Genomic DNA, 25,431 nt, shown 5'->3' with positions numbered 1-25,431 from the left:
CGCCCAGCGCAGGATGCGAAACCCGATCAGGCGCGTGACGCGCGTCGGGGGGCGGGCGCGTCTGCGCGAAAGGTGCCGCCTGAAGGGGGCGGTGCAGGTCGAAAAGGTCGCGAAGAGCACGCTGGCGCGCATGACGAACGGCGCGGTGAATCCCGCGATGAATCGGATCAGGCGTCTGGTGCGAAGCGGGGCGGTGGGGCTCGTGGCGAGCAACGTGGCGCTTCGTTGAGCGAGCAGCTTGGCCAATTCCGTACTGCGGTTCACAACGCGGCCCGCGAGCAGCAGGGCGATGGGCCGCAAAGCGGGCAGCGGGGCGGGCCGCAAAGCCAGCGCCGCAATACGCCTTCGGCCGCGCCTCGCGGTGAGCATGGCCAGCAGGCTCGCGACGAGGGAGTTGAACAGCGTCGTGCGTCTCGCAACGAACAGGGAGATCGCGGGCCACGCAGCGAGCAACGCGGATCGACCCGCGGCGAGCAACGTCACGGATCGCGCGACAAACAATCGGGCGAGCCGCGCAAGGAACCTCGCGCGCCGCGCGAAGCGCGGCCGTCGCGGGTCGTCGAGCCGAATCCGATTCCACCGGTCACGTTCCCCGAAGCGCTTCCTGTCTCCGGTCGTCGCGACGAGATCGCGCGGGCGATCGCGGAGAATCAGGTCGTGATCGTGTCGGGCGAAACCGGCTCGGGCAAGACCACGCAGTTGCCGAAAATCTGCCTCGCGCTGGGCCGTGGTCTCGGGGCCGGCGGCAATGGTCTGATCGGCCATACGCAGCCGCGCCGGATCGCCGCGTCGGCAACCGGGCGCCGTATCGCCGAGGAACTCGGCACGCCGTTCGGCGAAGTGGTCGGCTATAAGGTGCGCTTCAACGACAACCTCTCGCCGGGCGCATCGGTCAAGCTGATGACCGACGGCATTCTGCTTGCGGAAACGCAGACCGATCCGCTGCTGAAGGCCTACGACACGCTGATCATCGACGAAGCACACGAGCGCAGCCTCAACATCGATTTTCTGCTCGGCTACCTGAAGGAGATTCTTCCCAAGCGTCCCGACCTGAAGCTGATCGTCACCTCGGCGACGATCGACGCCGATCGTTTTGCGCGTCATTTCGGCAGCGACGACAAGCCCGCGCCGGTGATCGAAGTGAGCGGCCGGCTGTATCCGGTCGAGGTACGTTACCGTCCGGTCGTCGAGGACAGCCCGGCGGTCAAGGCGGCGCAAGGGACCTCGGGTGCAACCTCGTCTGGCCGCGAGCGCCCGAAGACGCAGCGCGAGACTGATCGTGATCTGATGGAGGCGATCGTCGACGCCGTCGACGAACTGTGCCGCGAAGGCCCCGGCGACGTACTGGTGTTCCTGCCCGGCGAGCGCGAGATTCGCGACGCCGCCGAGGCGCTGCGCAAACATCATCCGCCCCATACGGAGATCCTGCCGCTGTTCGCGCGGCTCTCGGCCGCCGAGCAGGAGCGCGTGTTCCGCACGTCGAACGCGCGCCGCATCGTGCTCGCGACCAACGTCGCCGAGACTTCGCTGACGGTACCCGGCATCCGCTACGTGGTCGACACCGGCCTTGCGCGCGTGAAGCGCTACTCGTATCGCAACAAGGTCGAGCAGTTGCAGGTCGAGTCGATTTCGCAGGCCGCCGCGAACCAGCGCGCGGGGCGTTGCGGCCGGGTCGCCGATGGCATCTGCATTCGTCTGTATGAGGACAGCGACTTCCAGGGCCGCGCGCGCTTCACCGATCCGGAAATTCTGCGCTCGTCGCTTGCTTCGGTGATTCTGCGCATGAAGTCGCTGCATCTGACGGCGATCGAAACCTTCCCGTTTATCGAGCCGCCGCCGGGCCGTGCGATTTCCGATGGCTACCAGTTGCTCAACGAGCTCGGCGCCGTCGACGACGACACCCACCTGACGCCGCTCGGCCGCGAACTCGCGCGACTGCCGCTCGATCCGCGCGTCGGCCGCATGATCCTCGCCGCGCGCGACCAGCAGGCGCTGAAGGAAGTGCTGATCATCGCGAGTGCACTGTCCGTGCAGGACCCGCGCGATCGCCCGATCGAAGCGCAGGAGCAGGCGGACCAGGCGCATCGCCGGTTCGCCGACGAGCGCTCCGAATTCCTGCAGTGGCTGAAGATCTGGAACTGGTTCGACGAAGCGATCGCGCACAAGAAATCGAACCGGCAGCTGCAGGACGAGTGCCGCAAGAACTTCCTGTCGCAACTGCGGCTGCGCGAATGGCGCGACGTCCACTCGCAACTGCTGACGGTGGTGCGCGAGCACGGCTGGCGGCTGAACGAAGCGGAGGCGACATTCGAGCAGATCCATCTGGCGCTGCTGACCGGTCTGCTCGGCAACATCGGCCTGAAAGCCGACGACGAGCCGTACTACCTCGGCGCGCGCGGCATCAAGTTCTACTTGTGGCCCGGCTCGGCGCTCGTGAAAAAAACAGGCAAGTGGGCGATGGCCGCCGAGCTCGTCGAAACGAGCCGTCTGTACGCGCGCTGCATCGCGAAAATTGAGCCGGAGTGGGTCGAGAAGGTCGGCGCGCATCTGCTCAAGAAATCGTTGTCCGAGCCGCATTGGGAAAAACGCGCGGCGCAGGTGTCCGCGTTCGAGCGGGCGATGCTGTACGGCCTGCCGATCTATCACCGGCGGCGCGTCGCGTTCGGCACGCAGGACCCGGCGCGGGCGCGCGAGCTGTTCATTCGCGGTGCGCTCGTCGAAGGCGAGTTCGACACGAAGCTTGCGTTCTTCGCGCACAACCGCAAGCTGCTCGCCGACATCGAGCAGCTCGAGCACAAGTCGCGCCGCCAGGACGTGCTGGTCGACGATGAATTGATCTACGCGTTCTACGATCAGGCGTTGCCGGACGGCATCCATACCGGCGCCGCGTTCGAGCGCTGGTATCGCGACGAGGTCAAAAAGAGTGGCCAGGCGGAGGACAAGCTGCGGCTGTTGTATTTGTCCCGAGACGATCTGATGCGGCACGAGGCGGCGGGTGTCACGACGGATCTGTTCCCTAAGCGGCTGACGATGGCGGGCATCGAGATGGCGCTGACCTATCACTTCGAGCCGGGCACGCCGCGCGACGGCGTGACGCTCGCAGTGCCGCTGTACGCGCTGAACCAGGTCGACGCGCGCCGCTGTGAGTGGCTCGTGCCCGGGATGCTGAAAGAAAAGGCGCAGATGCTGCTGAAGTCGCTGCCGCAAAAGCTGCGTCGGCATTGCGTGCCGCTCCCCGAGTACGCGGCGGGCTTCGCCGAACGGCACGGCGCACAGCGCTTCGGAGGAGGCGGCCTGCTCGAGGCGCTGATCGCCGACCTGCGCGAGCAGACCCAGGTCGCGATGAAGCAGTCCGACTTCAAGCTCGAGACGCTGCCCGCGCATCTGTTCATGAACTTCAAGGTCATCGACGAACATGGCCGGCAGCTCGCGATGGGGCGCAATTTGTCGCAACTGCGCGCCGAGCTCGGCGGTCAGGCGCAGCAGCATTTCCAGAAGCTCGTTTCGGGCGCGGCGGGCGCCGCCTTGGCCGACGCGGGCGGCGGCGGAGTTGCGGCACCTGCACGCTCTCCAGATCTGCCTCAGAGTGGCGCGTCGCGCGGCAAGGGCGCGGCCGCGCCACGGCCCGCGACACCGGAAGGCGCACCAGCCACCGCGCTCTATGAAAACCTGACCACGTGGAATTTCGGCAAGTTGCCCGAGTTGCTCGAAATTCGCCGTGGTGGTCAGACGCTGTTTGGCTACCCGGCGCTCGTGGACCGTGGCACTCATTGCGACGTCGAGGTGTTCGATTCGCCGGAAGAAGCCGCGCGGATTCATCGGGCGGGCTTGCGTCGGCTCTTCGCGCTGCAGTTGAAGGAGCCGATCAAGTATCTGGAGAAGAATCTGCCGGGCCTGCGCGAAATGGCCATGCAGTTCATGCCGCGCGGCACGCAGGAGGAACTGCGCGATCAGCTGATCGACACCGCACTCGACCGCACGTGTCTGCAGGATCCGCTGCCCGACGACGATGCGAGCTTCCATGTCCGCCGCGACGAAGGGCGCAGCCGCCTCACGTTGCTCGCGCAGGAAATTTCGCGGCTGGTCGGTCAGATTCTTGGCGAATACGCGAGCCTGACGAAGAAGCTCCTGCAGGCGAAGCCATTCGCGGCCGCGTACACCGATCTGCAGAATCAGCTCGATGCACTGATCGGCAAGCGTTTTGTCGTCGATACGCCGCATGCCCAACTCGCACATTTCCCGCGTTATCTGAAGGGGATGGCGCTGCGTATCGACAAGCTGCGCGCGGACGCCATACGCGACGCGCGCCAGTTCGCCGAATTCCAGCCGCTGCTGCAGCACTATCAGCGCGCGGTGTCGCAGCGCGGCGGCGTCGTGGATCCGCGGCTTGCGGAATTCCGCTGGCTGCTCGAGGAATTGCGCATCTCGCTGTTTGCGCAGGAGCTTCGCACCCCGATGCCGGTTTCGGTGAAGCGCCTGCACAAGGTGTGGGAGTCGATGCAGCGCTAAAGCCAGGGCGCTCGCTCGCGGACGCTGGACACTGGATGTGCACCGCGGCCGATGAGCGGGCCCGCGCACCGATGCGCGCGGGGTACGCCGAGCGTCCTCTGAGCGCCGTCGCGGCCGGACTCTGTTCGACACGTTCGCTCGAGCTGATTTCACCAATGCATCCCCTCGCCGATCGATGCGCCGAACTGTCGGCGAGAGTCGGTGCTGCCTTGGACCTTGTAGATCCATTTGCCGGTGTCCGACAACTGCGACACGCTGATCGCGAGCGCAGATTGACCGCCCGTGCCACCCGTCATGGCGACCATGCCGTGTCCCGGCAGGACCGCTTGTGGCAATGACGTTGACCGCGTAGGTGCCTCGCACGCCGGCCGCGACGTTGGCGATCTGGCGTTCCTGACCCGCCGCGCCAACCGATACCGTGTTCGCTCGGTCGGCGACGGAGCCCTGGCCTAACGCCACCGAGTTGTCGGCGCTCGCGCTGGCTGCGGCATCGACCGCCGTCGCGTTGTTGCGCTGACGATGGCGTTCGCTCCGATGCTTGCCGCGTTGGTGCCGCTTGCTTGTGCATTCGCTCCGACGGCAATCGCGTTCGTGCCGGCCGCCTCTGCGTTCGCACCCTCGGCGACCGTATTGACGCCGCTCGCCCGCGCGTTCGCCCCGGCCGCAATCGCGTGCGCGCCGGACGCCTGCGCGCTCTCAGTCGCGCTATCGCCTGCCGCGCTGAACAACGCGTCGGCCGAGCCGATCGTCGCGTTATTGATCGTGCCTTCGAGCGCCGCGTTCAGCTGACCGAGGTTCATCAATTAAAAATCCTCCGCATTATTGTAGTTAGTGGCACGCAGCGCGTATTCCGACTTTGACGTGATGTTATTGCGTGGTTTTGAAAATATTGAAAATACAAAAACGCCGGTCATTGGTAAGGCTTGCGTTATTTGGTCGAGCGCGCGTCGGCCCGGCGATATGCGCTCGGGTTTCATGGGAGAGTCGCAACCGGGGCGGCGCGTACGGAGAATTCTCCGCAATTCAGATATCAGCAAACTCCGAAATTCAATCTGGCTAAAAAATATATTAATACGGCTAGGTTTTTATTGATAAGGAAAGAGGAGTATTCTTATTGCTCCCGCTAATCATTTGCGCGATTTTAACGTGTGGCTGATGCATGATTGGCCCTGACAGGGAGAGCACATTGATTCCTCGCTCGAAAACCCGCGGCGCGAGCATCAAACCGGACGCGGCAGACGAAACCTCCCGCACGCGGCCGCGCTTCATCGCACCCGTCATTTTTCGGTCGTCGCCAGTGACTTACGTCAACCGCCCGGACCGGCAAACGTTCTACAATGACGGTTGTTCTCCGAAGCGAGTTTTCATGCGTAAATTTTTTCTTCCCGGCTTGAGTGCCACGTTCGCCGCGACCGCGGTGCTGGTCGCCGCCGCAGGCTTTTTTTCTCCAGCGGCGCACGCCAATAACGTGATCGTGCTCAATTCCGGCGAGGCCACGCTGAGCCTGATCGACGAGAACAGCCGCCAGGTCATCGGCACCGTGCCCACGGGCAAGGAACCGCATCACCTGATGGCCACGCCGGACAATTCCTCGCTGATCGTCGCCAATTCGGTGTCGAACAACCTGATGTTCGTCGATCCGAAAACGGGGCAGTTACAGCGCTGGGTCGAGAACATCGAAGATCCCTATCAAATCGGTTTTTCGCCTGATCGCAAGTGGCTCGTCACTACGGGACTGCGGCTCGACCGACTCGACATCTATCACTACGACAACCAGAAAAACCAGATGACGCTGGCTTCACGGCTGCCGCTCGCGGTGATGCCGAGCCACATGGCGTTCTCGAATGACAGCAAGACGGTGTTCGTCTCGCTGCAGATCTCGGGCGAGCTCGCCGCCATCGACCTGCCCACGCAAACCGTCAAATGGAAGATGAAGGTCGGCAAGGTGCCCGCGGGTCTGTGGATGACGCCGGGGGAAAAGTACCTGCTCGTCGGCATGACCGGCGAGGACTGCGTCGCCGTGGTGGACTGGCGCAACCAGAAGGTCGTCAAGACGATTCACACGGGCAAGGGCGCTCACAATTTCCGCTCGCTCGCCGACGGCAAGCATGTCGCGGTGTCTAACCGCGTCGCTAGCACGATCAGCATCATCGACGAAGACACGCTCACCAACGTCGGCGACATCACCGGCCTGATGCCGGGACCGGACGATATGGAACTTTCCGCCGACAAACGCTATCTGTGGGTTACTTTCCGCTTCGCGAAGCACGTTGGCATCATCGATCTCAACACGCGCAAGCTGATCCAGACGATTGCGGTGGGCCGCTCGCCGCACGGCATCTATTTCTTCAACCGCGCGCCGGTGACGGCGCCGAACGGTGCGTGAGGGGCCTGAGGGCACCAGAGCAGAGCCAGGGCGCAATGAGCCATCAAGGATGAAGTAACAGGCCAGCATCATGTTCCATCTGATTTTCTCCTCACTCGACAGCTTCGTTTCAGCCGTGCAGACGTGGCTGTACGTCGACGTGGTGCAGCCGCTGCTGTTCCGGTTCAATCTGATGGACTACGACGAGGACACCTACGACAGCCTGTACTGGGTCATCGTCGGTGTGCTCGAGGTGCTCGCGATGTACGCGATCCTGCGTCCGCTCGAGGTGCTGCGCCCGGCCGAGCAATGGGAGGACCGCAAGGCCGTGCGCGTCGACGTGCTGTACACGTGGATAGCCAAGCTCGGCATTCTGAACCTGTTCTTTTTCTTCGCGATGCAACCGTTCTTCGACAACGTGCAAGGCTGGCTGCGGCTGCACGGCATCGCGAACCTGAACTTCGACAACCTGTGGCCCGGCGTGACCACGCAGCCGCTCGTCACATTCGTCATGTACCTGCTCGTGCTCGATTTCGCCGGCTACTGGTATCACCGCTGGCAGCACCGCTTCGGCGTGTGGTGGGAACTGCATGCGGTACACCATAGTCAGCGGCAAATGTCGCTGTGGTCCGACGATCGCAACCATCTGCTCGACGATCTGCTGCAGGCGTCGTTCTTCGCGATGATCGCGCTCGCAATCGGTGTGCCGCCGTCGCAGTTCGTCGTGCTGGTTGCGATCACGAATCTCGCGCAAAGCGTGCAGCACGCGAACATCCGCCTGTATTACGGCTGGCTCGGCGAGCGGCTGCTCGTCAGCCCGGCGTTCCACCGCCGTCACCACGCGATCGGGTACGGTCATGAAGGGCTCAATTACGGTTGCAATTTCGGCGTGCTGTTCCCGTGGTGGGACATGTTGTTCCGCAGCGTGTCGTGGAGCCGCGATATGGAGCCGACAGGTATCAGCGATCAGCTCGAAGGCCGCCGCTATGGCGATGGATTCTGGGCGCAGCACTGGTTCGCCTTCGTGCGCATCGCGCATCGCCTCGTATCGAAGCGCCGCGCACCCGGCAACGACACCGCTGCCGTTTGAGTCGATTCAGAGTCGGTTCAGAGTCCGTTCTGAGTCCATTGCGGATCCATTCGAGCGCGCACTCCGCCGCGCTGCTCACTTCCGCCGGCGGCGCGGTCCCTTGGTTTATGCTGTGCACGTTCGAGCGCACCCTCCAGTGCCCCAGCTTGCCTGGCCCGCGCGCGGCGCGTTTTTCTCGTCCATCGTTTCGTTCGCAGGCACTGGCTCGCATGAATGATCTGTTGCGCTCGTTTGGGCGCGCGCTCGCAAGCGCGTTTCATCCGCGCATGCTCTGGCTGACCTTCAAACCGTTTTTCGTCGCGACGGTCGGCTGGGGCGTACTCCTGTGGTTCTTCTGGCAGACGCTGACCGGCGCGACGCGCACCTGGCTCGACGACTGGTCCTTCACCGCCACGCTTTATCATCTGTTCGACGTGCTCGGTTTTTCGACGCTGCACGCGGTCATCGCGCCGTTCATCGTGATCGCGATGGCGATCCCGCTGATCGTCGTCACGGTGCTGCTGCTGATCGCCATGCTGTCGATGCCGGCCGTGATCCGCTTTCTCGCGGCCCGCCAGTTCGCCGGGCTGGAGATGCGCCGCGGCGGAACGTGGTACGGTAGCCTCGGTCAGGCGCTCTGGACCACGCTGCTGTGTCTCGCGCTGCTGATCGTCACGCTGCCGCTGTGGCTCGTGCCGCCGTTCTTCGCGTTGATTCCGCCGCTGCTGTGGGGATGGCTCACGTATCGCGTGATGACCTACGATGCGCTCTCGTTGCATGCTACGCGCGACGAGCGGCGCGAACTGGTGCGGCGCCACCGGCTGCCGTTGCTGCTGATCGGTATCGTGAGCGGCCTGCTAGGTTCGCTGCCGACACTGTTGTGGGCGTCGTCGGTATGGCTGATTGTGCTGTTCCCGGTGATCACGACGGTGACGATCTGGATTTACGCGTTCATCCTCGTGTTCTCGGCGCTATGGTTCGGCAACTACTGCCTGCGCGCGCTGCAGCGCATGCGGGCGGAAGCGCCTGGCGGCGCGCGCGAGGTCGCGCCGGTTCCCTATTGATCAAACGAAAGAGGCGGCAATGGCATTTGGCGTCATCATCATCGGCGATGAAATCCTGTCGGGCAGACGCGTCGACAAGCATCTGCCGAAGGTCATCGAGTTGCTCCGCGTGCGCGGGCTGTCGCTCGGCTGGGCGGAGTACATCGGCGACGATCCGGAGCGCATCACGGCGACGCTGCGGCGCACGTTCGCGTCGGGCGACATCGTGTTCTCGACAGGCGGTATCGGTGCGACACCGGACGACCACACGCGCCAGTGCGCGGCGGCCGCGCTCGGCGTGCCGCTCGAGCTGCATCCGGAAGCCGCGAAGCTGATCCAGGAGCGTATCCGCGACATGTATCCGGCGAACTCGCCGGCGCCGCTCGATCTGAACTCGCCCGAGAACCGGCATCGTCTGAATATGGGCACGTACCCGCAGGCCGCCGATATCATTCCGAACGGCTACAACAAGATTCCGGGCTTTTCGATCCGCCAACACCATTTCGTGCCGGGTTTCCCGGTGATGGCCTGGCCGATGATCGAATGGGTGCTCGACACGCATTACGCGCATCTGCATCACACGACGCCGCACGCTGAAAAGTCGCTGCTGGTGTTCGAGTTGCCGGAGTCGCGCGTGACGCCGCTGATGGAGAAAATCGAGCGCGATTTTCCGGGCGTGCGGGTGTTCAGCCTGCCGAGCGTCGGGGATGCGGAGCGCGGCGGCGTGTATGCGCGGCATCACATCGATCTGGGTGTGAAGGGTGAGCCGGAAGCCGTCGCCGCGGCGTTCGTGAAGCTGCGAGAGGGGGTGCATCTGCTCGGTGGCGATATCGTCGAGCCTGAAGCGGCGGCAGCGGCCACGGGTAAGCCGCGAAGCTGAGCGGGCGACAGCGGTCCGCCGGGCAGCTGTAGCGTACGACCCGCGCAGTTCAGGATGTCGGCGCCGCGCGCGCATGCCGCTTCAACGCACATCGACATGCGCGCGGCGCGGGGCCGGCAACTCCGCGCAACTAACCGCCGCTTCTTCTGCGCGCCTCTCGATGCGACTCATCGTCGGCATTCAAGTATCTCTACGGGCATTGCTAAATAAAATTCGTTATGCATAACCGGGCATTCCTCCAAACCAGGTTCATTCCATTGCCTCGATTAATCCAAGAATTGGATATTCCATCGCGAATTTTAGTTTGTTTAGTAAAGTCAAATAAACTTAAATCGAAATGGACAATCGATTGATGCAATTCTAATCGCTTCTATAGCATGGCCGCCACTCATTGAGCCGATTGTCAAACGATAATCGCGACGACTAAACGGTTGACTAAACAATACTCAGGAGGCAGCCGTGATAGATATACGCCGTCTTTCGGTCGCTTTGCTTATTACCGGTGCTTTGACGGGTTGTGGAGGAGCGCGGCGGACGCACCCCCTTCGTATGGCGTGCCGCTCGCGCGGAATGTTGCCGACGCATTCAACAACCACGGCATCGGCAGCGACGGCAGCACCGATACCGATGGTCCGGGTGCGGACTTCGACGGCTCGCTGTGCGGCTACTCGTCGCAGGCCTTGACGGCGGCGGGCGCGGCGCCAATGGCCCGAGCTCGGATGCCGCGCTCGTTACCTATGCGGACGGCACGACCACACCTTTCACGCTCTCGTTCGACGACCGGACGCTCAATGGTGGCGGTGCGGCGCCGGTGGACCCGATCGCGTCGACGACGACCTATCGCAATGCCGGCGACGGCAGCAACGACGGCGTCAGGACCTATCCGTTCGCGCAGAGCGTGCCACTGTCGCCGGGCAAGCTCGTGGCGAGCGTCACGCTGCCGAAACAGGTCAGCGCGGGCAAGTTGCACGTGTTCGGGATTTCGGCCGCGCCCTGAACACAATCGAGCGCCGCGCGCGCGGCGCCGACGAAACAAGCGGTCCGCGCCTGAGGGGTTAGGTTGGCGCGAACCGCGACATCGCAGTGTCACAACCCGCGCCGACGATGCAATCAATGCGTGGTCGGCGCGAACCGTTTCAATCGGCCTGCTTCAGCGCCGCGCCACGGGCTTGCGCAGATGCGGGCAGTGCGCCACGCGCCATCAGGCTCCGATCCACGGCAAGCCGCGAAAACACCATCCCGACACCGTCTTCCGATGCCCCCGGCTGTCCTTGTCGCCTTCGAAGCCTTCCAGCAGGTCATACGCCTTCGTGAAGCCGGCCTGGGTCGCGGCGATCGCGGCGAGCTTCGAGCGCGCGGCGCTGCGGCACAGGAACAGCACCGGCGTGTCGGGCGAGGCGACCTGCGCGAGTTGCTGCACGAACTCCTGATTGGGCACCGCGCCCGGATAGCGCGTCCATTCGACATGCGCGTATTGGCCATCACCGATCACCGGCCGGCCGACCCAGTCGAGCTCGGCGCGGGTACGCACGTCGACGAGACGCGTGCGCGGATCGAGTTCCAGCAGTTCGAACGCCTCGGCCGGCGATACCGCGCCCGCATAGGGCAGTTGGTTCTCGGTGCGGCGGGCGTCCGCCTTCGCGTAAAGCTGTTCGAGCGTGCTCATGAGCGTCAACTCCTTCGGACCAAGTGATTATTCTAGCGCGCGGCAGGCAGCGCACAGAACTGTGTAGACTGGACGGCGCCGGACAGTCGACGGGCAAGCGCCCCAATCTCGATGCGCGAATATGGTGCATTTCCCGCTGAATGCACCAAAATGGTAGAGAGCGCCGTTTCCAAAGCGGTGAATGCACGAAATTGGTGCGTAGCGATGCCCGCACGTTTGTTTGCGACGCGGCTCGCGCCTCGTGCGTGGCCGGCAAATCCAAGCGGCGCAGTGGTGTGCGCCGGATTGGCCCGCCCGGGCCCAGACGTGGCACACTATCTGCTTTATTGGTGCCGATCGATTTTGCCCCGGCAGAATTTTCCGCCCTGCGACGCCGTATAGGTGGACGTTCCGGGACGGGTCAGCTAGATTGGGCGGCGGCTGAATCCGCCGAAATTGTTAATCAGGAGATAGGTTATGAGTAAATCCGTGGCCGACGTCATTCAACTCGTCAAAGACGAAGACGTCAAGTTTGTCGACTTCCGTTTCACCGACACGCGCGGCAAGGAGCAACACGTTTCGGTGCCGGTGTCGGCGTTCGATGAAGACAAGTTCGAAAGCGGCCATGCGTTTGACGGTTCGTCGATTGCCGGCTGGAAGGGCATCGAAGCATCGGACATGTTGCTGGTCCCTGACGCGAACACCGCCTTCATCGACCCGTTCTACGAAGAATCGACCCTCGTGCTGACCTGTGACGTCGTCGAACCGGCTGACGGCAAGGGCTACGAGCGCGACCCGCGCTCGCTCGCGAAGCGCGCGGAAGCGTACCTGAAGAACTCGGGCCTCGGCGACACCGCGTACTTCGGTCCGGAACCGGAATTCTTCATTTTCGACTCGGTCCAGTGGAATACGGATCAGTCGGGCTGCTTCGTGAAGATCGGTTCGGAAGAAGCACCGTGGTCGTCGGCGAAGGAATTCGAAGGCGGCAACACCGGCCACCGTCCGGGCACCAAGGGCGGCTACTTCCCGGTCGCGCCGGTCGATTCGTTCCAGGACATCCGTTCGGAAATGTGTCTGCTGCTCGAACAGATCGGCATTCCGGTCGAAGTGCATCACCACGAAGTGGGGGGCATGGGCCAGAATGAAATCGGCACGAAGTTCTCGACGCTGGTGCAGCGCGCCGACTGGACGCAGCAACTGAAGTACATCATCCAAAACGTCGCGCACACGTACGGCAAGACGGCGACGTTCATGCCGAAGCCGGTCGTGGGCGATAACGGTTCGGGCATGCACGTCCACCAGTCGATCTGGAAGGACGGCCAGAACCTGTTCGCGGGCAATGGCTACGCGGGTCTGTCGGAATTCGCGCTGTTCTACATCGGCGGCATCATCAAGCACGCTCGCGCGCTGAACGCGATCACGAACCCGGGTACGAACTCGTACAAGCGTCTCGTGCCGCACTTCGAAGCTCCGGTCAAGCTCGCCTACTCGGCTCGCAACCGTTCGGCATCGATCCGTATTCCGCACGTCTCGAACCCGAAGGGCCGCCGTATCGAAACGCGCTTCCCGGATCCGCTGGCGAATCCGTACCTGTGCTTCTCCGCGCTGATGATGGCGGGTCTGGACGGCGTGCAGAACAAGATTCACCCGGGCGAAGCCGCCGACAAGAACCTGTACGACCTGCCGCCGGAAGAGGATGCAAAGATCCCGACCGTGTGTGCGGGCCTCGATCAGGCGCTCGACTCGCTCGACGCGGACCGCGAGTTCCTGACGCGCGGTGGCGTGTTCACGGATGCGATGCTCGACGCGTACATCGAACTGAAGACGACAGAACTGCAGCGTTATCGTCAGTCGGTGCACCCGATCGAATTCGAAATGTACTACTCGCTGTAAGCGGCCATGGCGCTTCGCCAGTCACCCGGCGAAGCGCTTTGCCCGACGCTCGCGATCGGTCACAAAGGGACGGCGGCGCCGTCCCTTTTTTGTTAGGCCGTACGCACCGCCGGCCGCGCGCGGACAACCCGGCATCCGGTGAAGCACAATAAAGCAGCACTCCTGATTTATCACCATCTCCTACCGGCCAGACTGCAAGATGGTTCTGAAGAATCTGATCAAGGCAAGGAAAGGACACGAACAGACGCTGTCGGACGACGTGCAGCTCGTGAGCTCCGGTTTGCTGCCCGGTTTCGAGGCGCTGCCGACCGTCGTGCTGGTGCTCGAAAAGCGCACGCTGCGCGTCGCGTTCGCGAATCCGTCGGCGGAGTCGATGCTGGAGATGTCTCGCAAGCAACTCACGCAGATGGCGTGGCCAGACATTTTCTCGAACGCGGACGAACTGGTCGCGACGATCACCGCGATCGCCGCGCACCGTTTTCACGCGACGCATCTGGACGCCGTGCTCGAGCGTCCCGGCCACGAGCCGCTGCACGTGCATGCGATCGTCGGTTTTCTGGAAAGCGCGCAGGACTACGTGTTGCTCGAACTGTTCGAGAACGAGCGGCATCTGCGCACCGACCGAGAAGAGCGCATCAACGACCTGACGGCCGTCAACAAGCATCTGATCCGCAATCTCGCGCACGAAATCAAGAATCCGCTGGGCGGGATTCGCGGCGCCGCGCAACTGCTCGAGTTCGAACTTGGCGAACGTCAGCGCGACGAGTTGCGCGAGTACACCCAGGTCATCATCAAGGAGTCGGACCGTCTGCAGACGCTGGTCGACCGCTTGCTCGAACCGCACCGGCATCCGCACATCGTCGGCGACGTGAATATTCACGAGGTGTGCGAGCGCGTGCGTCAGGTGATTCTCGCGGAGTTTCCGCGCGGCCTGACGATCGAGCGCGATTACGACGTCAGCGTGCCGGATCTGCGCGGCGACAAGGAGCAGCTGATCCAGGCGCTGCTGAACATCGTGCGCAATGCGGCCGAGGCGTTGCGCGAGCGGATCTCGCAGGGCGATGCGCGCATCGAATTGCGTACGCGCGTCGCGCGCAAGGTCACGATTTCAAAACGCCTGTGCAAGCTGGCATTGGACTTGCATATCATCGACAACGGCCCAGGCATTCCCGAAGAGATTCGCGACCGCATTTTCTACCCGCTCGTGTCGGGGCGCGACGACGGCAGCGGTCTCGGTCTCACACTAGCGCAGACCTTCGTGCAGCAGCACGAAGGTCTGATCGAAGTGGACAGCCGGCCGGGCCATACCGAGTTTCAGATTCTGCTGCCACTCGACCTCTAGATTCAACAAGCACCTCAAGACTTCTGACCGACCTATATGAAGCCGATCTGGATAGTAGACGACGATCAATCAATTCGCTGGGTGCTCGAAAAAGCGCTGGCGCGCGAGAACTTCGCGACGCGCAGCTTCGCGAACGTGCGCGAAGCGTCGGCCGCGCTCGATCACGACAGCCCGCAGGTGCTGGTCTCCGATATCCGCATGCCTGGCGGCTCCGGGCTGGAGCTGCTGCAAACCGTACGCGACAAGGTGCCGGGCTTGCCGGTCATCATCATGACCGCATTCTCGGATCTCGATAGCGCGGTCGCCGCATTCCAGGGCGGCGCGTTCGAGTATCTGGCGAAGCCGTTCGACGTCGACAAGGCCGTCGAGCTGATTCGCCGCGCGGTCGACGAAAGCATGCGCGGCGAGCAGACGTGGGACGAGCGCGTCGCCGAAGCGCCCGAGATGCTCGGCCAGGCGCCCGCGATGCAGGACATGTTTCGGGCGATCGGCCGCCTGTCGCATTCGGCGGCCACCGTGCTCATTACGGGCGAATCAGGCACCGGGAAGGAACTGGTCGCGCGTGCGTTGCACCGACATAGCCCACGCGCGAACGGCCCCTTCATCGCGTTGAACACGGCCGCGATTCCGAAGGATTTGCTGGAGTCCGAACTGTTCGGTCATGAGCGCGGGGCGTTCACCGGCGCGCAGGCGATGCGCCAGGGACGCTTCGAGCAGGCCGAGAACGGCACGCTGTTTCTCGACGAAATCGGCGACATGCCGTTCGATCTGCAGACGCGTCTGTTGCGCGTGCTGTCGGACGGGCAGTTCTATCGCGTGGGCGGCCACAATCCGTTGCGCGCGAATGTGCGGGTGATCGCGGCGACGCACCAGAATCTCGAATCGCGCGTGCGGCAGGGACTGTTTCGCGAGGACCTGTATCACCGTCTGAACGTGATCCGTCTGCGCTTGCCCGCGTTGCGCGAGCGCAACGAGGATATCCCGCTGCTGACGCGGCATTTCCTGCAAAAGAGTGCGCGCGATCTCGGCGTCGAACCGAAGCGCGTGTCCGAGGAGGCGCTCGCGTATCTCGCGTCGCTGCCGTTTCCGGGCAACGTGCGACAACTCGAGAACCTCGCGAACTGGCTCACGGTGATGGCGCCCGCACAGACGATCGAAATCAAGGATCTGCCGCCCGATCTCGGTCCCGCGCACGGCGGCGGGAGCGAGCTTGGTGCGGGCGCCGCTGGCGGCGCGACGACCGATGGCACCGTGGCGACCAATGCGGGAATCGCGGGCGGCGTGCCGCTCGCTGGCACGAGCGGCGGCGCGCTCGTGCATCCGGGTGGGGCGGCCGGTGCGTCGGTCGCCACCGCGCTGAGCGCATGGGAAGGCGGCTTGCGCACCGAAGTCGCGCGCATGCTGCGCGAGAACGCGGCCGACGTGATGGACGAACTCGCGCGCCGCTTCGAAGCGGCCGTGATCCGCGAGGCGCTCGACTTCACGCGCGGCCGCAAGGTCGAGGCGGCCGAGCGGCTCGGCATCGGGCGCAATACGATTACGCGCAAGATTCAGGAGCTCAATCTGGAGCCATGACGCGCTCGGTCTGAGCGATGCTGCATGGCAGGCGGGGGCGGCTCAGGCCGCCTTCGTCGTTTTTTGCATCGCGCCCCGCGGCAAACCGTCAACCACCGGACACGAGGCATAATCAACGCTGTTCCGATCCAACAGCCGACGATGCCAGCTTCTTCAGCTTCTCCCGCCCCGTTCGAGTGGCCGCTTTCCCCCGATCCTTTCCTGTCGCTCGAAGAGCTGTACGACGCTGACGCACTCGCATGGGTCGACGCGCAGAATGCGCGCACCCGCGTGGCGTGGTGCAGCGGCGAGCCGTTCGACACGCTCAGACGGTGGCTTGCCGATGCCTATCTGCCGCGCGAGCGTCCGGTGATTCCGGATCGCTGGAAGGACTGGGCCTACGATTTATGGCAGGACGAGCGCAATCCGCGCGGTATCTGGCGACGCACCGCGTGGGCCGCATGGCGCAACGGCGCGCCGGTGTGGCAGAACCTGCTCGACTTCGACGCGCTCGGCGCGGCCGAAGGCACGCCGTGGGTGTGCGTCGATCTCGATATCCTTTATCCGGACGGCGACCGCGCGCTGATCACGATGTCGCCGGGCGGTTCGGATGCGCTCGTCGTGCGCGAGTTCGATCTCGACGCGCGGCGTTTCGTCGACGATGGCTTCGCGATTGCGAAGGCGGGCAAGCACACGGTGTCGTGGATCGATCGCGATACGCTGTACGTCGGCTGGGACAATGGGCGCAAGACGCTGACGCGCTCCGGTTATCCGCGCGACGTGTGGCGCTGGACCCGCGGTACCGCGCTCGCCGATGCGCCCGTCGTGTTTCGCGGCGAGTTTGGCGACATCGGCGTGGAGGCGCATTACGATCCGGTCGATCGCCGGCATACGGTGACGAGCAGCGTCGACTTTTTCGATTCGCACACGTATTACCTCGACGACGCTAGCGACGCCTGGCATCGTTACGAAGTGCCGTCGCACGTAGCGGTGGGGGCGTGGCAGGGCTGGCTGCTGCTCGAGCCGCGGCTCGATTGGGAATGCAAGTGGGACGGCAATCTCGCGCGCTATCCGGGCGGCGCGCTGCTCGCGATTCGCGAGGACGCGTTTCTGCGCGGCGAGCGCGACGTGACGCCGCTCTTCACGCCGACGCCGCTGACCTCGGCCTGCGAGTGGTCGCATACGCGCCATCATCTGATCGTGTCGTATCTCGACGACGTGCGCGGCAAGACGCTGATCTGGACGCCGTCGCAGCGCGAGGACGGCACGTGGCAGTGGCGTGAGCGCGTGTTCGCGTCGCGCGGCGATGCGCAGGTCGACGTTTCGCCGGTCGAGTCGACACTGAACGACGAAGTGTTCGTCGACACCGACGATTATCTGCAACCGCCCGCCTACTGGCTCTCCGATCTCGCGCTCGAGGAGCCCGACGAATGGGAGTTGCTCGACCGTTGGCCGACGCAGTTCGACGCGACGCGCGTTGCGGTGACGCGCGGACATGCGGTATCGGCCGATGGCACGCGCGTACCCTACACGGTGATTGGGCCGAAGGAAGCGCTGTCATCGCCGGGCGATGACAGCCCGACGCGCCCATGTCTGCTGAGCGGCTACGGCGGCTTCGCGATTCCGCTGCTGCCGAGCTATCTGACGGGGCAGGGCATCGGCTGGCTCGAACGCGGCGGCGTGTACGTGGTCGCGCATATTCGCGGCGGCGGCGAGTTCGGCACGCGCTGGCACACGGCGGCGCAAGGCGAGCATCGCCAGCGCGCGTTCGATGATTTCATCGCGGTCGCCGAGGCGCTGATCGCGACCGGCGTGACGAGCGCCGCCCAGCTTGGCATTCAGGGCGGCAGCAACGGCGGTCTGCTGGTGGCCGCCTGCATGGTGCAGCGGCCGCAGCTATTCGGCGCGGTCGTCTGCGAGGTGCCGTTGCTCGATATGAGCCGCTATCACCTGCTGCATGCGGGCGCCTCGTGGATCGACGAATACGGCGACCCCGATGAACCCGATGAAGCGCGCTCGCTCGCCGCGTATTCGCCGTATCACAACCTCGCGGCGGGTGTCGCGTATCCGCCGGTGCTATTCACGACGTCGACCGCCGACGATCGCGTGCATCCCGGCCATGCGCGCAAAATGGCCGCGCGCATGCAGGCGCTGGGCGCGCAGCACGTGTGGTATCGGGAGAATACGGAAGGCGGCCACGGCGGCTCCGATGAGTTGGAGCAGGCCGAGCATGACGCGATGGTGTTCGGGTTCTTGTGGGGTGTGCTGGGCGGCGCTTGAAGCAATAGGGAAGCGAGGCAGCGCTGCCTCGTTTCGTCGCTGTATGCCGGATCAACCCAGCTGCGCGAACACTGGCGCGTGATCCGACGGCTGCTCCCACTTGCGCGGCACCTTGTCGATGTCGCACGCCGAGCAGATGTCGGCCAATGCCTTCGACAGCAGGATGTGATCGATGCGCAGTCCCGCGTTGCGACGGAACGCCATCATCCGGTAGTCCCACCACGAATAGATTTTTTCCTGCTGCTCGAACTGGCGGAACGCGTCGAGCAGGCCGAGGCCGATCAGCCGCACGAACGCCGCGCGTTCCTCGGGCGACACCAGATTCTGACCTTCCCATGCCTTCGGATCGTGCACGTCGCGATCGTCGGGCGCGATGTTGTAGTCGCCGAGCAAGGCGAGTTTCGGATACAGCGTCATCTCGGTTGCGAGCCAGTCGTGCAGCGCGTCGAGCCAGCGCAGCTTGTACGCGAACTTGTCGGTGCCGGGCGCCTGGCCGTTGGGGAAATACGCGGAGATGATGCGCACGCCGTCGATGGTTGCCGCGATCACGCGCTGCTGCGGGTCCTCGAAACCGGGGATATTGCGCACGATGCTGCTTTCGTCGACGTTCAAACCTTCGCGCACCAGAATGCCGACACCGTTATAAGTTTTCTGACCCGCGTACCAGCATCGATAGCCGACCGCCTCGAGTTCGGCGCGCGGAAATTTTTCGTCGGGAAGCTTCAGCTCCTGCAGGCACAGCACGTCGGTGCCGCTGCTCGCGAGCCAGTCGATGACGTGCTGCTGGCGGACTTTGAGGGAGTTGACGTTCCAGGTGGCGATTTTCATCAGTTGCACAAATTGTTGATTTTCAATAAATATTTGACCACGAGTGGTGTTCCGTTACTCAGGAGTCACACGCCATGCCAGTCCGGCGTCGCAGCCTATATGATACGGCCTGTCAGGCCGGGGGGCGCGGGTTCGAGTCCCGTCCACTCCGCCAGACAAAGCCCGTTCATGGGAACTTGAACGTGCTTTTTGCTTTTGGCCCATCACCAGGCTGGTGCTTGAGGTTGCCGGCCGCCTCGATGAGACGACGCACTTCATCGGGACTGAGCACGACGGGCAATGTGCGGGGCACGCGCACCGGGTGCATTCTGACCATCAGCTCGGGCCGGTCGAGCGTGGGCTTTCGCCGCTGTCCCGGTTGTTGAACTCCCGCCCATGAGAGAGGCGCTATTCGGTAGGAACGGGAACCCGGATGCACGCAACCCGCCGTGCATCACCTTGCTGGGAAACCGCTTGCGGTTGCGCATCGCCGCATGCGTCGATCGCGGCGGGGCAGCGCGTGCGGAACGCGCATCCCGACGGCGGTTGCAAGGGCGACGGAATCTCGCCTTGAAGCAGCAGATGCCGTCGCGCGCGCTCGACGGTCGGGTCGGGAACCGGTACGGCCGACAGCAATGCACGGGTATAGGGATGCGCTGGTGCCGCGTACAGCGCGCGTTTTTCGCCGAACTCTATCACGCGCCCCATATACATCACCATCACGCGATGGCTGATTGCTTTCACCACGGCCAGATCGTGTGCGACGAACAGCAGCGACAACGACAGTTCGCGTTGCAAGTCGCGCAATAGATTAACGATTTGCGCTTGAATCGACACGTCGAGTGCGGACACCGGTTCATCGCAGATCACGAGTTGCGGCTCGCTGATCAATGCCCGTGCAATTCCGACGCGCTGACATTGCCCGCCCGAAAACTCATGCGGATAGCGCCGCAGATGCTGCGCATTCAGGCCGACGCGTTCGAGGATGGTCAGCACGCGAGCGCGCACATCGGCGCGCGCGACATCGGGCCGATGCGTGATCAACGGCTCCGCGACGATCTGCTCGATCGTCATGCGCGGATCGAGCGACGCCAGCGGGTCCTGAAAGATCATCTGCACGTCGCGCCGCAAGATGCCGAGATCGCGCTTCGCGCCTTGCACGGTTTCGACGCCATGAAGCTTGACGCTGCCGCCCGACGCAGGCGCAAGACCGACGATCGCGCGCGCGAGCGTGGACTTGCCGCAGCCGGATTCACCCACCAGCCCGACAGTTTCGCCGCGCCGTACATCGAACGACACGCCGTCGACAGCGCGCAGCGTGGCCTTGCCAGACCACGGTAATTTGCCGCGCGGCACGCTGAAATGCACCTTCAGTTCGTTCACCGACAGTAGCGGTTCGGTACTGTTGCAAGCGGAATGCTGGTTCATCGAACGGCCTCCAGAATGGCTGAAACCGGACGGTGGCACGCGCGCAATGCTCCCGCCAGATCGCTACGCGCATCGAGCGACGGCACGGTGGTGCGGCAAGTATCGTCTGCAAACGAACAACGCGGTGCGAACGCGCAACCCGCGCCGATTTGCCCCGGCAAAGGCGGATTGCCCGGAATGGTTTGCAACGGGCGGTCGTCGTCGTCGGTGATGCGCGGCAGCGCGTTCAGCAGGCCGATCGTGTACGGATGGGTCGGCGCGGCGAACAGCGCACGCGCGTCTGCCTGCTCGACCGTGCGCCCTGCGTACATCACCATCACGGTGTCGCACAAACCGGCGACCACGCCCATGTCGTGCGTGATGAGGACGATTGCCGTGCCGCGCTCGCGATTCAGTTCGCGCAGCAATTCGATGATTTGCGCCTGAACGGTGACGTCGAGCGCGGTAGTCGGTTCGTCGGCAATCAAAATTTCCGGTTCGGACAGCAACGCCATCGCAATCATCACGCGCTGCCGCATACCACCGGAAAACTCATGCGGATACATGCCGATGCGGCGTGCGGCATCGGGAATCCGTACCGTGTCGAGTACCTCGATGGCACGCCGACGCGCTTCGCGACGCGACAGCTTCTTGTGCAATTGCAGCGATTCCGTCATCTGCCGTTCAATGGTCAAAAACGGATTGAGCGCCGTCATCGGGTCCTGAAACACCATGCCGATCCGATTGCCGCGAATCCTGTTCAGCGCTGCGTTGTTCATCGTCAGCAGATCGCCGCCGTCTTCGCCACGAAACAGTGCGGTGCCCGACACGCTGCCGTTCGACGACAGCAAACCGAGCAGCGCCATCACGGTCTGACTCTTGCCCGACCCCGATTCGCCGACGATGCCCAGCGTGCTGCCCGCGTCGAGCGAAAACGACACGCGTTGGACCGCATCGACCGGCGGTCCTTCGCGGCGCGTGAAGCGCACACTCAGGTCCTTCACTTCGAGTAGCGCCATGTCAATGATCCTTGGGGTCGAGAGCGTCGCGCAAACCGTCGCCGACGAAGTTCACGCAATACAGCGTCACGCACAGCATGACGGCAGGGCAGAGCAGCAGCCACGGCATCGATTCGAGTTTTTGGGCACCGTCTTCGATCAGCACGCCCCAACTCGTCATCGGCTCCTGGACGCCGAGTCCGAGAAACGACAGCACCGATTCCGTCAGCACGATCGACGGCACTGTGACCGTGGCATACACGACCACCACGCCGATCAGGTTCGGCACGATATGCCGCGCGATGATGGCGCGGGTGCTGACGCCAGTCGCACGCGCCGCGTCGACGAATTCGCGCGAACGCAGCGACAGCGTCTGACCGCGCACCACGCGCGCCATATCGAGCCACGAAAACGCGCTGATGGTCAGCACGACCAGATAGAATGCGCGGCCGAACAGCGTCATCATCATGATCGCGATCAGCATGTACGGAATCGCGTACATCACGTCGACGACGCGCATCATAACGGCATCGACGCGTCCGCCCATGAAGCCGGCTGTCGCGCCCCACGCGACGCCGATCAGTCCGGACACCAGCGTGCCGAGCAACCCGACTTCGAGCGATACGCGCCCGCCCACCAGCGTGCGCGCGAGCAGGTCGCGACCGAGTTCGTCGGTACCGAACAGATGCATGCCGAGCCACGACGGCGGCAGACTGATCGATCCCCAGTCGCTGTCGACCGGATTGTTGGGCAGAAACAGCGGCCCCGCAAAGCATGCGACGACGATCAGCAGCAGGATCACGAGACTTGCAAATGCCGCGCGATTACGCAAAAAGCGCATGCCGGCAATCGCGAACGGTCCGCGCGCAGCCTTCGTGACGATGCCGCCGGACAGACAGCCGCCTGCGGACGCCGCATCGGCCGGCGGCGCGACGAACGCACGCGCGGCCAGGTTGAATAGACGAATCTTCATGTCAGTACCGGATGCGCGGATCGAGCCATGCGTAAGCAAGATCGACCAGCAGATTGAACAGGACCGCGAATGCCGTGATCAATGCGACCAGACCGAGCACCAGCGTGTAGTCGCGATTGATCGCGCCGTTCACGACCAGTTGCCCGAGACCGGGCAGTGCGAATACGGATTCGGTGACGACCGCAGCGGTGATCGACGAAATGCACAGCGAGCCGAGTAGCGATACGACCGGCATCAGCGCCGGTTTCAGCGCATGACGCAAGACGATGGTGCGCCCGGCCAGACCTTTCGCGCGCGCGGTCCGGATGAAGTTGCCGGACAGCACTTCGATCATGCTGCCGCGCATCACGCGCGCAATCGTCGATACGTTGATAATCACGAGCAGTACGATCGGCAATACGCGGTAGTGCCAGTCGCCATCGCCCCAACCGCCAGCGGGCAGCAGACCATGCTCGCCGCGCTTGATCAGGATCGCGAAGACCCACACCAGCACGGGGCCGAGGATGAATGGCGGCACCACACTGCCGAGATTGCCGAGCAACATCACGCCGTAGTCGATCACGCCATTGCGGCGCACTGCCGCAACCGTGCCGAGCGCCACACCGATCACCAGCGCGATCGGTACCGAAATGCCGCCGACGCCGAGGCTGACCGGTAGGGCTTTCCACACCAGTTCGCTGACCGACCAATCCGTGTAACGGAACGACGCGCCGAGATCGCCGTGCAGCAGCGAGTCGATGTACAGCAAATACTGCTTCCACAGCGGCTGATCGATGTGATATTTCGCGTCGAGATTGGCAAGCACGGCCGCCGACAGATGCTTCTCCGAATCGAACGGGCCGCCGGGCGTCAGGTGCAGCAGCAGGTAGCACGCGGTGATCACGGCGAGAATCGTCGGGATCGCCCATAACGCGCGGCGCAATGTATAAGCCAGCATGGCAAGGCTCCTTGCGCTCAGTGCTTGATGATGTACATGTCCTGCGACTGCCGCTGATCGACGTAGTTGGTCGGCGAATAGCCGCCCACGTACGATTTCACGAGCCGCACCGCCGAGTACTGGAACATCGGAATCAGCGGATAGTCGTTCATCGCGATGTCGTGCGCCTGCGTTAGCATCGCGGTGCGCTTCGCTTCGTCCATCTGCTGGTTCGCCTGATCGATCAACGCATCGACCTTCGGATTGCAGTAGTGCTGGTCGTTCTGCACGCTGTTGCAGCGGATCAGGTCGAAGAACGACATCGCGTCGTTGTAGTCGACGAACCAGCCGTCGCGCGACGCCTGCACCTTGCCGTCGTGGCGCATTTTCAGCAGCACGCGGTTCTCGACGTTTTCGAGCTTCACGTTGACGCCGAGCTTGGTGCGCCATTCCGACGTCGTGAATAGTGCGACCTTCTTGTGCAGGTCGTTGGTGTTGTATGTCAGCGTGAACGTCAACGGCTTTGCAGCGGAATAGCCCGCCTGTTTCAGCAGGTCTCGCGCGGTTTCGATGCGTTTCGCCATCGGCCACGAGGCCCAGTCGGGCTGGAATTGCGCCGCGCCTTGCGTGCCTTTTGCAATCAGGCCGTACAGCGGCAACTCGCCGCTTGCGGTCAGTTTAGACGTCAGCAGGTTGCGGTCGATCACCATCGACAGCGCCTCGCGCACGCGCTTGTCCTTGAAGGCCGGGTCGGCGTTGTTCAGCGAGTAGTAGTAGGTGGCGATAAACATCCCGGTCTTCAGTTCGGAGCCGAACTGCTTGCTGACCTGGTTATAGATGCCGGACGGAATCGAATACGTGTAATCAAACTGGCCGGCCTGATACATCCGCATTGCCGTTTCGTCGCTTTCGATCGGCAGATAGGTGACTTTCGTGATCGCGACCTTGCTCGCATCCCAGTACTTGTCGTTCTTCACCATCACTAGACGGTTGCCCGGTTGCCAGTCGCTCAACGCATATGCACCGTCGCTGACCATGTGGCCGGGACGGGTCCATTCGTCGCCGTACTTCGCGACCGTCGCGCGGTTCACCGGCGCCATCGTCGACATTGCGGTCAGTTGCGGAAAGAACGCGGTCGGGTCTTCGGTCTTGACCTCTAGCGTGTACGGATCGACCGCGCGCACGCCGAGACTGGAGAGCGGCGCCTTGCCCGCCAGAATCGCCTTCGCGTTCTTCACGAACTCGACCAGGATCGTGTATTTCGAGCCGGTCTTCGGATCGACCACGCGTTGCCATGAATAGACGAAATCGGCGGCCGTGACCGGCTCGCCGTTACTCCAGCGCGCGTTGTGGCGCAGCTTGAAGATCCATGTATCGGGCGCGCTGCGGCTCCACGATTGCGCGACGCCCGCCACGACCGCACCGTCGGCGGCGATTCGCGTCAAGCCTTCGAACAGGTCGAGGCCGATGGTATTAGCGGCCCAGGATTCGATATGCGCGGGGTCGATCGATTCTGCCTCGACGGGGGTTTGTCGCGTGAGTTCCTGGGTGGCTGCGAGCGTGACGCCGGGCGGGATCGTCACGGAGCGGGCGGGAGAGAGAAAGGCGAGCGCCAACGCGGCCAACGCCGCCCGAGTGGCGTGAATCGGTTTCATTGCGTATTCCAAGTGGCATCCGAAAAGCAAAAAAGCTGGCGGTGCGCGAGGCACCGCCGCCAATCCTCTTCAACAACGAAGAAGAGGCAAGAGGA

The 25,431-nt window shown here is 63.6% G+C and carries 17 protein-coding genes and 3 pseudogenes; 11 read left to right on the top strand and 9 right to left on the bottom strand.

The features are described from left to right. The first annotated feature begins 13 nt into the window (after positions 1-13). Together HDG39_RS11660 and hrpA are read left to right on the top strand one after the other, a co-directional pair. Positions 14-229, top strand: coding sequence for a hypothetical protein (locus HDG39_RS11660; RefSeq protein WP_184006068.1), 216 nt, complete (start codon positions 14-16; stop codon positions 227-229). Then, positions 226-4,509 (top strand): ATP-dependent RNA helicase HrpA, encoded by a 4,284-nt coding sequence (gene hrpA, locus HDG39_RS11655; RefSeq protein ID WP_184006066.1) that lies wholly within the window; start codon positions 226-228, stop codon positions 4,507-4,509. The genes HDG39_RS11660 and hrpA overlap by 4 nt, the downstream gene beginning before the upstream one ends. Before the next feature lie 149 nt (positions 4,510-4,658). On the opposite strand, the pseudogene HDG39_RS11650 reads toward hrpA, so the two are convergent. Continuing rightward, positions 4,659-5,309, bottom strand: a pseudogene (locus HDG39_RS11650) (YadA-like family protein); the annotation flags it as partial. Between the two features lie 566 nt (positions 5,310-5,875). Here HDG39_RS11650 and HDG39_RS11645 point away from each other — a divergent pair. The 5 genes and pseudogenes from HDG39_RS11645 to HDG39_RS11625 form a co-directional block, all read left to right on the top strand. Beyond that, positions 5,876-6,895 carry a YVTN family beta-propeller repeat protein gene (locus HDG39_RS11645; RefSeq protein ID WP_018417479.1) on the top strand — a complete coding sequence of 340 codons (1,020 nt, stop codon included), beginning with the start codon at positions 5,876-5,878 and terminating at the stop codon, positions 6,893-6,895. A gap of 70 nt (positions 6,896-6,965) precedes the next feature. Next, positions 6,966-7,964: a sterol desaturase family protein gene (locus HDG39_RS11640; RefSeq protein WP_184006064.1), complete on the top strand. Its 999-nt coding sequence runs from the start codon at positions 6,966-6,968 to the stop codon at positions 7,962-7,964. Between the two features lie 209 nt (positions 7,965-8,173). After that, positions 8,174-9,007 carry an EI24 domain-containing protein gene (locus HDG39_RS11635; RefSeq protein WP_184006062.1) on the top strand — a complete coding sequence of 278 codons (834 nt, stop codon included), beginning with the start codon at positions 8,174-8,176 and terminating at the stop codon, positions 9,005-9,007. Between the two features lie 19 nt (positions 9,008-9,026). Further along, positions 9,027-9,866, top strand: coding sequence for a competence/damage-inducible protein A (locus HDG39_RS11630; RefSeq protein WP_184006060.1), 840 nt, complete (start codon positions 9,027-9,029; stop codon positions 9,864-9,866). A gap of 527 nt (positions 9,867-10,393) precedes the next feature. Continuing rightward, positions 10,394-10,863 (top strand): annotated as a pseudogene (locus HDG39_RS11625) (GH92 family glycosyl hydrolase); the annotation flags it as partial. Between the two features lie 204 nt (positions 10,864-11,067). On the opposite strand, the gene HDG39_RS11620 reads toward HDG39_RS11625, so the two are convergent. Beyond that, entirely contained in the window at positions 11,068-11,532 is a 465-nt protein-coding gene (locus HDG39_RS11620; RefSeq protein WP_184006056.1) for a rhodanese-like domain-containing protein, read from the bottom strand. A 456-nt stretch (positions 11,533-11,988) separates the two neighbouring features. Here HDG39_RS11620 and glnA point away from each other — a divergent pair, with 456 nt between their 5' ends. From glnA to HDG39_RS11600, 4 genes are all read left to right on the top strand, one after another. Beyond that, positions 11,989-13,404 (top strand): type I glutamate--ammonia ligase, encoded by a 1,416-nt coding sequence (glnA, locus tag HDG39_RS11615; protein WP_184006054.1) that lies wholly within the window; start codon positions 11,989-11,991, stop codon positions 13,402-13,404. 199 nt (positions 13,405-13,603) lie between these two features. Then, positions 13,604-14,746: a nitrogen regulation protein NR(II) gene (gene glnL, locus HDG39_RS11610; protein WP_018417486.1), complete on the top strand. Its 1,143-nt coding sequence runs from the start codon at positions 13,604-13,606 to the stop codon at positions 14,744-14,746. Positions 14,747-14,782: 36 nt separating this feature from the next. After that, positions 14,783-16,321, top strand: coding sequence for a nitrogen regulation protein NR(I) (gene ntrC, locus HDG39_RS11605; protein ID WP_184006052.1), 1,539 nt, complete (start codon positions 14,783-14,785; stop codon positions 16,319-16,321). A 141-nt stretch (positions 16,322-16,462) separates the two neighbouring features. Further along, the gene (locus tag HDG39_RS11600) at positions 16,463-18,580 is read left to right on the top strand and encodes a prolyl oligopeptidase family serine peptidase (RefSeq protein WP_184006050.1); all 2,118 of its coding nucleotides are present in this window, start codon (positions 16,463-16,465) and stop codon (positions 18,578-18,580) included. Positions 18,581-18,631: 51 nt separating this feature from the next. On the opposite strand, the gene xth is transcribed toward HDG39_RS11600, so the two are convergent. From xth to HDG39_RS11570, 7 genes and pseudogenes are all read right to left on the bottom strand, one after another. Continuing rightward, complete coding sequence (gene xth, locus HDG39_RS11595; RefSeq protein ID WP_184006048.1) at positions 18,632-19,408, bottom strand: exodeoxyribonuclease III; 777 nt, start codon at positions 19,406-19,408, stop codon at positions 18,632-18,634. Positions 19,409-19,619: 211 nt separating this feature from the next. Beyond that, positions 19,620-19,745: pseudogene (locus HDG39_RS35055) on the bottom strand (integrase); the annotation flags it as partial. A gap of 50 nt (positions 19,746-19,795) precedes the next feature. Beyond that, complete coding sequence (locus HDG39_RS11590; RefSeq protein ID WP_184006046.1) at positions 19,796-20,815, bottom strand: ABC transporter ATP-binding protein; 1,020 nt, start codon at positions 20,813-20,815, stop codon at positions 19,796-19,798. Continuing rightward, on the bottom strand, positions 20,812-21,813 hold the full coding sequence (locus tag HDG39_RS11585; protein ID WP_184006044.1) for an ABC transporter ATP-binding protein: 1,002 nt from the start codon (positions 21,811-21,813) through the stop codon (positions 20,812-20,814). Before HDG39_RS11585 ends, HDG39_RS11590 begins: the two co-directional genes overlap by 4 nt. A 1-nt stretch (position 21,814) precedes the next feature. Further along, positions 21,815-22,765 carry an ABC transporter permease subunit gene (locus HDG39_RS11580; RefSeq protein WP_018417492.1) on the bottom strand — a complete coding sequence of 317 codons (951 nt, stop codon included), beginning with the start codon at positions 22,763-22,765 and terminating at the stop codon, positions 21,815-21,817. Between the two features lies 1 nt (position 22,766). Then, complete coding sequence (locus tag HDG39_RS11575; RefSeq protein WP_018417493.1) at positions 22,767-23,702, bottom strand: ABC transporter permease subunit; 936 nt, start codon at positions 23,700-23,702, stop codon at positions 22,767-22,769. Between the two features lie 17 nt (positions 23,703-23,719). Next, positions 23,720-25,336 carry a peptide ABC transporter substrate-binding protein gene (locus HDG39_RS11570; protein WP_184006042.1) on the bottom strand — a complete coding sequence of 539 codons (1,617 nt, stop codon included), beginning with the start codon at positions 25,334-25,336 and terminating at the stop codon, positions 23,720-23,722. Positions 25,337-25,431 lie beyond the last annotated feature (95 nt).

Source organism: Paraburkholderia lebeckiae (assembly GCF_014201005.1).
Taxonomy (GTDB): domain Bacteria; phylum Pseudomonadota; class Gammaproteobacteria; order Burkholderiales; family Burkholderiaceae; genus Paraburkholderia; species Paraburkholderia tuberum.
The sequence above is the reverse complement of the archived record's forward strand: the minus strand, read 5'-3'. Positions and strand labels throughout refer to the sequence as shown.

Excerpts from the sequence above, each read along its gene's own strand:
- ntrC (WP_184006052.1), top strand. The coding sequence starts at position 14,783 with ATGAAGCCGATCTGGATAGTAGACGACGATCAATCAATTCGCTGGGTG.
- HDG39_RS11585 (WP_184006044.1), bottom strand. The coding sequence starts at position 21,813 with ATGGCGCTACTCGAAGTGAAGGACCTGAGTGTGCGCTTCACGCGCCGC.
- HDG39_RS11570 (WP_184006042.1), bottom strand. The coding sequence starts at position 25,336 with ATGAAACCGATTCACGCCACTCGGGCGGCGTTGGCCGCGTTGGCGCTC.
- HDG39_RS11575 (WP_018417493.1), bottom strand. The coding sequence starts at position 23,702 with ATGCTGGCTTATACATTGCGCCGCGCGTTATGGGCGATCCCGACGATT.
- glnL (WP_018417486.1), top strand. The coding sequence starts at position 13,604 with ATGGTTCTGAAGAATCTGATCAAGGCAAGGAAAGGACACGAACAGACG.
- HDG39_RS11645 (WP_018417479.1), top strand. The coding sequence starts at position 5,876 with ATGCGTAAATTTTTTCTTCCCGGCTTGAGTGCCACGTTCGCCGCGACC.
- HDG39_RS11590 (WP_184006046.1), bottom strand. The coding sequence starts at position 20,815 with ATGAACCAGCATTCCGCTTGCAACAGTACCGAACCGCTACTGTCGGTG.
- HDG39_RS11630 (WP_184006060.1), top strand. The coding sequence starts at position 9,027 with ATGGCATTTGGCGTCATCATCATCGGCGATGAAATCCTGTCGGGCAGA.
- HDG39_RS11660 (WP_184006068.1), top strand. The coding sequence starts at position 14 with ATGCGAAACCCGATCAGGCGCGTGACGCGCGTCGGGGGGCGGGCGCGT.
- glnA (WP_184006054.1), top strand. The coding sequence starts at position 11,989 with ATGAGTAAATCCGTGGCCGACGTCATTCAACTCGTCAAAGACGAAGAC.
- xth (WP_184006048.1), bottom strand. The coding sequence starts at position 19,408 with ATGAAAATCGCCACCTGGAACGTCAACTCCCTCAAAGTCCGCCAGCAG.
- HDG39_RS11600 (WP_184006050.1), top strand. The coding sequence starts at position 16,463 with ATGCCAGCTTCTTCAGCTTCTCCCGCCCCGTTCGAGTGGCCGCTTTCC.
- HDG39_RS11580 (WP_018417492.1), bottom strand. The coding sequence starts at position 22,765 with ATGAAGATTCGTCTATTCAACCTGGCCGCGCGTGCGTTCGTCGCGCCG.
- HDG39_RS11640 (WP_184006064.1), top strand. The coding sequence starts at position 6,966 with ATGTTCCATCTGATTTTCTCCTCACTCGACAGCTTCGTTTCAGCCGTG.
- HDG39_RS11635 (WP_184006062.1), top strand. The coding sequence starts at position 8,174 with ATGAATGATCTGTTGCGCTCGTTTGGGCGCGCGCTCGCAAGCGCGTTT.
- HDG39_RS11620 (WP_184006056.1), bottom strand. The coding sequence starts at position 11,532 with ATGAGCACGCTCGAACAGCTTTACGCGAAGGCGGACGCCCGCCGCACC.